This window comes from Actinoplanes sp. NPDC019969 (genome assembly GCF_055562375.1).
The window spans coordinates 1-8,551 of sequence record NZ_JBVHFK010000002.1 but is presented as its reverse complement, the minus strand read 5'-3'; the positions used below and the strand labels follow the sequence as shown (position 1 = coordinate 8,551).

Genomic DNA, 8,551 nt, shown 5'->3' with positions numbered 1-8,551 from the left:
CATGAGGACGCGTACAGCCCGGCCACACCCGATCCTCGGCTGGGCGCTGCGGGACAGCGGCCCGCGTCTGAGCGTGGCCTGGCTCTTCGGACTGATCTATCAGGGCGGTCTGCTGGCCCTGCCGATCTGCCTGGGCCGGGCCCTCGACGACGGCATCCGTGCCGGTGACACCGGTGTGCTGCTCGCCTGGGTGGGCGTCCTGCTGGTCGTCTCGGCCGCCCTCACCTGCGGCGAGACCGGGATGCGCTGGTTCGGGGTGCTGGCCGCGTCGCGTACCGCCAACCGGCTGATCGCCCGGCTCGCCGGCCACGTGCTGCGCCTCGACCGGCGCGGCGTGCAGCGGCACGGCTCCGGCGACCTGATCACCCGGTCCACCCGGGACGTGGAGGCGGTGCACACCTTCCTGGCCGGGGCGCCGACGCTGCTCAGCGGCCTGATCGGCTGCGCCGCGGTGATCGTGTCGATCGCCCTGCTGGAACCGGTCCTCGCCCTGGTCGGCCTGGCCACGCTGCCGCTGCTGATCCTGGTCAACCTCTGGTACCCGCCCCGCTACGAACGCGCCAACGCCGCGGTCTCCGAAGCACACGCGGAACGGGCCGACGCGGTCGAGGACCTGCTCACCGCCGGCCTCGCCGCCCGGGGCCTGGGCGGCGAACAGGTCCTGGTCGACCGGCACCACCAGCGCAGCGACTCGGTCACCAGCCGCACCCTGAGCCTGGCCCGGATCACCGCGAACTGGTCCGCGCACGCCCCGTTCGTCCCGGCGGCGGCCCTCGCAGCCGGTGTCCTGATCGGCGGTCTGTCCGTGCTCGACGGTGACCTCACGGTCGGCGGGCTGGTCACCTTCGCCGGCTGGATGAGCCTGCTCAGCCTCCAGGTGGAACGGATCACCGGCCGGTTCGCCCAGGTCGGCCAGGGCTGGACCGCCGCCGGCCGGATCGCCGAAGTGCTGGACATCGAGGCCGGTGTGTCCGACCCGGAGCGTCCGGTGCCACTGCCGCCACGCGGCGACCTCGTGGTCACCGGCCTGCGCGCCGACCTGGGATCCACCACCGCCACGTCCGGCCGCGTGCTCGGCTGGCCGGATCTGCGCATCGCCGCCGGGGAGTTCGTGGCGATCACCGGGCCGGTCGGCGCCGGCAAGACCACCCTGCTGCGGCTGCTGGCCCGCCTGGAGGACCCGAGTTCCGGCACGATCACGTACGGCGGGGTGCCGCTGCCCGCCGCCGCCCTCACCGACCTGCGCGCCCGGATCACCGGTGTGCCGCAGCGGCCGGTGCTGCTCTCCGGCACCATCGCCGACAACCTGCGCCTCGGCCGTCCGGACCTGACCGACGACGAGCTGCGCGGCGCGTGCCGGGCCGCGGCCTTCGACGTCGACGCGCTGCCCGAGGGGTACGACACGGAGGTCGGCGAACGCGGCGACGGGTTGTCCGGCGGACAGGTGCAGCGGCTCGCCCTGGCCCGGGCCCTGCTGCGCCGCCCGGCCGTGCTGCTGCTCGACGACGTGACGTCGGCGGTGGACGTACCGACCGAGACCGGCATGCTGGACCGCCTGCGCGGCTGGCTGCCGGACGCCACGATCATCGCCGCCACCTCCCGCCCGGCGGTCGCCGCCCGCGCCGACCGGGTGATCGAACTGGAGGCCTCCCCGGAGCCGGCGGCTCCGGCACGCATCGAGGTGACGCATGGCTGAGATCCGGATGCTCACCGAGGACCCCGAGCTGCGCGGCGTGCTGCGCCGGGTCTGGCCCTACCTGCGCCCGCACCGGCGGCTGCTGATCGTCGCGGTCACCGTCAACCTGCTCTCCACCCTGGCGCTCAGCCTGGTGCCGGCCGTCGTCGGCCGGGCCACCGACGCGCTCACCGACCTCGACCGCGACCGGCTGCTGCAGCTGTGCGCGCTGCTGTCCCTGCTGGTCGTGCTGCGGATGCTGCTGCTGCGCCAGGCCGAGATCCTGCTCGTCCGGCTGGGCGAACGGGTGGTCCGCGACCTGCGCGACCGGGCCGTCGAACGGATCGCCGCCGCCCCGCTGCGCTTCCTGGAGGCACACCGCGGCGGCGACCTGCTGCAGCGGGTCACCGTGGAGGTGGCCGAGCTGGCCGCCTTCGTCCGCGGGCAGATCCCCGACCTGATCTCGCTGTCCGGTTACGTGATCTTCACCGGGGTGGTGCTGCTCGCCTCGTCGTGGCAGCTCGCCCTGCTGCTGGTGGTGCTCTTCGCCCCGGCCATGTGGTTCATCGGCCGCCGGTTCCGCCGGGCCGCCGGGGACGCGTATGCCGGGGAGGCCGCCGCCGAGTCGGTGGTGACCGCGACCGTCCGGGAGACCCTGGACGCCCGCGAGCAGGTGCAGATCGCCGACGCGGCCGGCCCGTGGGGGGAGCGGCTGGACGTCCGGCTGACCGGATGGTTCGCCGCGGTACGCCGTACCCAGAAAGCTCTGACCTGGTTGGAGACCGCCTGGATCGTGCAGGGGGTGGTGACCGCCGGGCTGCTGCTGGCCGGCGGCTACCTGGTCTCGGCCGGGGCCGTCACGATCGGCGTGGTGGTGACGTTCGTGCTCGCCAGCCGGGAGTTGTTCAGCTCCGTCGACGACCTCACCTATGTCGCCGGCGAACTGGTCGGCTCCCAGGTCGGCCTGGCCCGGCTGCTGGATCTGCTGGACGCCACCGAACCGGGGTCCCGCGTCCCCGGCGCCGCCTGCCAGGGCGCGGACCTGGTGGTCGACGGGGTCAGCTTCGGGTATCGGGACAGCCGGGTGCTGCACGAGGTCAGCCTGGAGTTCCCGGCCGGATCCCGGGTGGCGCTGGTCGGCGAGACCGGATCCGGCAAGACCACCCTGGCGAAGCTGCTCTGCGGGCTGTACAGCCCGGACACCGGCACGGTCCGCCTCGGCGGGGCCGATCTGGCCGGCCTGGACTCCGCGGAGCTGCGGCGGCGCCTGGTCCTGGTGCCGCAGCAGGTGCACCTGATCACCGGGACGCTCGCCGACAACCTGGCCCTCGCCCCCGGCGACGCCGACCGGATGAAGGCCATCGACGACCTCGGCCTGACCGCCTGGGTGGCGTCGCTGCCCGACGGCCTGGACACCCACCTGGGCCCGCGCGGCGCCCACCTGTCGGCCGGGGAACGGCAGCTGGTCGGCCTGATCCGGGCCGCGCTGCTCGCCCCGGACGTGGTCGTCCTGGACGAGGCCACCGCCGACCTCGACCCGGCCACCGCGCACCGGATCGAGACCGCCGTCGCGCACCTGCACACCGCCCGCACCCTGATCGTCATCGCTCATCGGCAGGCCACCATCGAGCGCTTCCCGCGCGTGGTACGCCTGGCCGGCGGGGTCCCGGTGCCGACGACCACCACGGGAGCCCGAGAATGCTGAACCACGACACGTTCGGTTCCGGGGCGCCGGTCGTCCTGGTGCCCGGCAGCGGGGCCCGCGGCCGAACCTTCGCGCTCCACCAGGTCCCGGCTCTCGTCGGCGCCGGTTTCCAGGCGATCACCGTCGACAACCGCGACGACGCGTCGACCATCGGGGAGCTGGTGCACGACCTGGCCGGCTTCATCGAGCAGACGGCGAGCGGCCCGTGCCGCCTGATCGGCTCGTCGCTGGGCGCGTACATCGTGCAGGAGCTCGCGGTGACCCGGCCGGATCTGGTGGGCCAGGCCGTGCTGATGGCCTCCCGGGCCCGGCCCGACGCGCTGTCCCGGGCGCTCACCGCCGCCGAGCTGTCGCTGCGGGAGAACGCGGTCACCCTGCCGCCCGCCTTCGACGCCGTGGTCCGGGCCATGCAGAACCTGTCCCCGCGCACCCTCGCCGACCCGCAGAAGGCGCAGGACTGGCTCGAGATCCTGGAACTGTCCCGTCCGGCCGGCGGTGCGGCCACGACGATCGACTGGGACACCGACCGGCGCGACGCCTACCGGACGATCACCGCCCCGGCGCTGGTCGTCTCCTTCGCCGACGACCTGATCACCCCGGCGGCGCGCGGGCGGGAACTGGCCGGCAGCATCCCGGGCGCCCGGTACGCCGAGATCCCGGACGCCGGCCACTACGGCTACCTGGAACAGCCGGATCTGGTCAACGACGCCATCCTCGCCTTCTTCAAGGAGCACTCCTCATGAGCACCGACGTCCGCGAGATCGAGCTCGTCTGGCACGACCTGGTCCCGCGCCTGCTCACCGTGGCGCGCACCGAGCGGATCACCCCGAGGATGGCGCGGATCACGCTGACCGGCGACGATCTGGACCTCTTCGCGTACGCCGCCCCGGAGGACCACGTCAAGATGTTCTTCCCGGCGCCCGGGGCGGATCTGCCGGTGATGCCGACGATCGGCCCCGAGGGTTTCGAGCCGCCCGCTCCGGGCGGACCGCAGCCGATCTTCCGTGACTACACCGTCCGGTACGTGCGGCGAGCGGCCAAGGAGATCGACATCGACTTCGCGCTGCACGGGCACGGGCCGGGCGCGTCCTGGGCGGCGAGCGCGCAGCCCGGCCGGCGGGTCGGGGTGCTCGGGCCGCGCGGGTCGTACGTGAACCCGATGAACTTCGACTGGTACCTGCTCGCCGGGGACGAGACCGCGCTGCCCGCCCTGGGCGCCTGGCTGGAGCAGGTGCCGGCCGGGGTGCCCGTGCACGCGTACGCCGAAGTGGCCGACCCCGCCGAGGAACAGCAGCTGATCACCACGCCCGAGACGACGCTGACCTGGGTGCACCGCAGCTCCGGGCAGTCGCTGGGCAGCGCCCTCGCCGATTTCCGGGCGCCGGCCGGCGACGGATTCGTCTGGGTGGCCGGCGAGGCCGGCGCCCTCAAGCCGATCCGGCGGCAGATGCGGGCGCTCGGGCTGCCCCGGGAACACGTCGAAGTGGACGGGTACTGGAAACGCGGCGTCGTGAACCTGGACCACCATGACGCTGAAGACTGAGGTCCGGGCCCACCCGAACCGTCCGCTGGCCCTGGCCGGGCTGATCCTGCTGGCCGGGGCCGCGGTGCTGCTCAGCCTCGCCCTCGGCGCGCAGGACCTGTCCCCGGCCGACGTGTGGCGGGCCCTGGTCAGCCCGGACGGCTCCGACGCCACCGCGGTCGTGCGGGAACTGCGCATGCCGCGTACGGTCCTCGGGGTGCTCGTGGGCCTCGCCCTCGGTGTGGCCGGCGCCCTGATCCAGGGCCACACCCGCAACCCGATCGCCGACCCCGGCCTGCTCGGCGTCAGCGCCGGCGCCTCGTTCGCGGTGGTGCTGGCGATCGGCGTGCTGGGCGTCGGGACGTTCGGTGGATACATCTGGTTCGCCTTCACCGGCGCGCTGATCGCCAGCGTCCTCGTCTTCGGCGTCGGCGCCGGCGGGCGCAACGGGCCCACCCCCGTCACCCTCGCGCTGGCCGGCATGGCGGTCAGCGCCCTGCTCACCTCGTTCACGTCATCGCTGCTGGTCACCTCGCCGGAGACACTGAACGTCTTCCGGTTCTGGATCATCGGTTCGCTGGCCGGCCGGGAGATCGAGACGGCCGGGCAGGTGGCGCCGTTCATCGTGGCCGGACTGCTGATCGCCGCGGTGAACGCGCCCGCGCTCAACGCGCTCAGCCTGGGCGAGGACGTGGCCCGCGCGCTCGGCCAGAACGTCACCACGGCCCGGGTGGCCGGTGTCACCGCGATCATGCTGCTCACCGGGGCGGCCACCGCCGCCTGCGGCCCGATCGGGTTCGTCGGGCTGTTCGTACCCCACCTCGCCCGCTTCCTCACCGGCCCGGACCACCGCTGGATGCTGCCGTTCGCCGGCCTGTTCGGTGTGATCGCGGTGCTGCTCGCCGACGTGCTCGGCCGGCTCGTCGCCCGGCCCGCCGAGATCCAGACCGGGATCGTCCTGGCGTTCGCCGGGGCGCCCTTCTTCATCTGGCTGGTCCGCCGGGTCAGGCTGGTCCGGCTGTGACGACCCTGCTCGACCTCCCCGGGCGCAAGGTCCTGCGGGCCGGCCCGGTCTCCGCCGTCCTGCCGCTGCGCACCCTCGCCGTGACCGTGCTCGGCCTGGCCGGCGCCCTCGCCCTTGCGGTGCTCGCGGTCGGGCAGGGCGAGTTCCCGATCAGCCCGGGGACCGTGTGGGACGTGCTCACCGGCGGCGGCACCCGCATCGAACGGCACATCCTGCTCAACCTGCGGCTGCCCCGGGTGGTCTGCGCCCTGCTCGTCGGCATCGCCCTGGCGCTGGCCGGCGCGCTCACCCAGACCTTCGCCCGCAACCCCCTGGCCAGCCCCGACGTCCTCGGCATCACGGCCGGCGCGTCAGCCGGCGCGGTCGCCGCCATCGTGCTCGGCGGGGCGGCCGGCGCCCTCGGCGTGTCGACGGCGGCCCTGATCGGCGCCGCGGTCAGCGCCACCCTGGTCTACCTGCTGGCCTGGCGGCGCGGCCTGGACGGCTTCCGGCTGGTCCTGATCGGCCTGGGCATCGGCGAGATCCTGCGCGGCTTCGTCTCCTGGGTGCTGATCCGGGCCGAACTGGTCGACGCCACCCGCGCCAACATCTGGATCACCGGCTCGCTGGCCGGCCGGGACTGGTCGCACGCCGGGCCGCTCGCCCTCGCGCTGGCCGTGCTGGTGCCGCTCGCCCTGGCCGCCACCGTCGCGCTGCGGATCCTGGCCTTCGGCGACGAGACCGCCCGTGGCCTGGGCCTGCGCGTGCCGGGCGCGCAACTCTTCGTGGTCGTGGTGGCCGCCGCGCTGGCCGCCGTCGCGGTCGCCGCCGCCGGGCCGATCGAATTCGTCGCGTTCGTCGTGCCGCAGGTCGCGCTGCGCCTGTGCGGGGGCAGCCGGCCACCGCTGCTGGCCTCGGCGATGCTCGGCGCGCTGCTGGTGGTCGGCGCCGACCTGGCCGGGCAACTGGTCATCGCGCCGAAGGAACTGCCCGTCGGCCTGCTCACGGCGATGATCGGCACGCCGTACCTGCTCTGGCTCCTGCTCCGGCGACAAAGGAAGGTGAGCGGATGAACGCCCGCCTGCGCGGCGAGGACCTGCGTCTCGCGTACGGGGAGACGCCGGTGATCGACGGCCTCTCCATCGACGTGCACGACGGCCTGGTCACCACCATCATCGGCCCCAACGGCTGCGGCAAGTCGACCCTGCTCAAGGCGCTCGGCCGGCTGCTGCGCCCGACCGGCGGTCAGGTGCTGCTGGACGGCCGCCGGATCGACCGTACCCCCACCCGTGACGTCGCCCGGACCCTCGGCGTCCTGCCGCAATCGCCGACCGCGCCCGAGGGCCTCACCGTCGCCGACCTGGTGATGCGGGGCCGTCACCCGCACCAGACGTGGTTCCGGCAGTGGTCCCGCGGCGACGAGGAGCTGGTCGCCGACGCGCTGCGCTGGACCGGCATGCTGGAGTACGCGGACCGCCCGGTCGACGCCCTGTCCGGCGGCCAACGGCAGCGCGCCTGGATCAGCATGGCGCTCGCGCAGGGCACGGACCTGCTGCTGCTGGACGAGCCGACCACGTTCCTCGACCTGTCGCACCAGATCGACGTGCTGGACCTGGTCCGCCGCCTGCACGCCGAGATGGGCCGGACCGTGGTGATGGTGCTGCACGACCTGAGCCTGGCCGCCCGCTACGCGGACCGGCTGATCGCCATGAAGGACGGCAGGATCGTGGCGAGCGGCACTCCCGAGGAGGTCCTGACCCCGGCCCTGCTGGAGTCGGTCTTCGGCTTGCGCGCAATGGTGGTCCCCGACCCGGCGACCGGTACGCCCCTGGTGGTGCCACTGCCACGGACAGCCCCCACGTCCGGCGCCCACCAGACATCGATGGCCTGACGGCCCCGCCCGCGCCCTCCTTCGTGCCTATTTCGCCGTCCTCCGCGCCTGCCTTCGTTCTCGCGCCCGCTTTCGGTCCTCCGCGCCTGCTTCCGCGTCCCCTGCGCCCTCCGCCCCTGCTCGGCGGGGGCAGGTGAATGCTCGCGATCTTCTGCAGTTGACCGCCGGACCACCCGCCACCCGCGACAGATCCTGTGGACCTGGCATCGGACCTGAGCGCACAAGATCAAATCCTCCGCCGATCTTGCGCATGCCGCTCCGGAAACCCGGCTCTGCTTGCACCACATTGCTAACCCCGCCGATCTTGAGCAGGCAAAACCAGCGTGAACCGCACAAGATCTCAGCGGGCGGTAACCGACCCTCAGAATCCGTGCTTGGTCAGTGTCACGCGCGCACTACGTGGCGTTGATCACCGTCGCTCTGCGTTCAGGAGCAATGGAGCACGCGCTGTCGATCTGACGGCCGGAACGGTACCCGTACCCCGCAGGCAGAAGTCCTGAAAGCCCAAAGTCTTCGGGGAGGGGGCAGCTATGCGCACGGCATCTCGCCGATGCGGGGACGCCAGCGCTCGGTCACGTCCGCTGGCGTGGTGTAAGAGGCGGCCAGCGCTGATCCGTGTGTGTTGATCTTATGCGGCGATTGCTGTCGTTTCGACGATTTCGGTGTCGTGTCTTTCGGCATTGACGCTGGTCAGACATGCTTTGCCGAGAATCTCTAGGCCCATGTAGCGGCGGCCCTCGACCCATTCGTCGGTC

Annotated in this window: 7 protein-coding genes; all 7 read left to right on the top strand. The window is 73.2% G+C overall.

All coding sequences use genetic code 11. The features are described from left to right. Position 1: 1 nt before the first annotated feature. From ACZ3II_RS06655 to ACZ3II_RS06625, 7 genes are read left to right on the top strand one after another with little or no spacing between them, the layout of a single operon-like run. Entirely contained in the window at positions 2–1,696 is a 1,695-nt protein-coding gene (locus ACZ3II_RS06655; protein ID WP_465516642.1) for an ABC transporter ATP-binding protein, read from the top strand. Beyond that, on the top strand, positions 1,689–3,380 hold the full coding sequence (locus ACZ3II_RS06650) for an ABC transporter ATP-binding protein (protein WP_465516641.1): 1,692 nt from the start codon (positions 1,689–1,691) through the stop codon (positions 3,378–3,380). Before ACZ3II_RS06655 ends, ACZ3II_RS06650 begins: the two co-directional genes overlap by 8 nt. Next, positions 3,374–4,123 (top strand): alpha/beta fold hydrolase, encoded by a 750-nt coding sequence (locus ACZ3II_RS06645; protein WP_465516640.1) that lies wholly within the window; start codon positions 3,374–3,376, stop codon positions 4,121–4,123. The genes ACZ3II_RS06650 and ACZ3II_RS06645 overlap by 7 nt, the downstream gene beginning before the upstream one ends. Continuing rightward, positions 4,120–4,923 (top strand): siderophore-interacting protein, encoded by an 804-nt coding sequence (locus tag ACZ3II_RS06640; RefSeq protein ID WP_465516639.1) that lies wholly within the window; start codon positions 4,120–4,122, stop codon positions 4,921–4,923. The genes ACZ3II_RS06645 and ACZ3II_RS06640 overlap by 4 nt, the downstream gene beginning before the upstream one ends. Then, the gene (locus ACZ3II_RS06635; RefSeq protein WP_465516638.1) at positions 4,907–5,926 is read left to right on the top strand and encodes a FecCD family ABC transporter permease; all 1,020 of its coding nucleotides are present in this window, start codon (positions 4,907–4,909) and stop codon (positions 5,924–5,926) included. The genes ACZ3II_RS06640 and ACZ3II_RS06635 overlap by 17 nt, the downstream gene beginning before the upstream one ends. Further along, on the top strand, positions 5,923–6,978 hold the full coding sequence (locus ACZ3II_RS06630) for a FecCD family ABC transporter permease (protein WP_465516637.1): 1,056 nt from the start codon (positions 5,923–5,925) through the stop codon (positions 6,976–6,978). Before ACZ3II_RS06635 ends, ACZ3II_RS06630 begins: the two co-directional genes overlap by 4 nt. Beyond that, a complete protein-coding gene (locus ACZ3II_RS06625) occupies positions 6,975–7,796 on the top strand; it encodes an ABC transporter ATP-binding protein (RefSeq protein ID WP_465516636.1) in 822 nt (273 codons plus the stop codon). Before ACZ3II_RS06630 ends, ACZ3II_RS06625 begins: the two co-directional genes overlap by 4 nt. Positions 7,797–8,551: the final 755 nt, after the last annotated feature.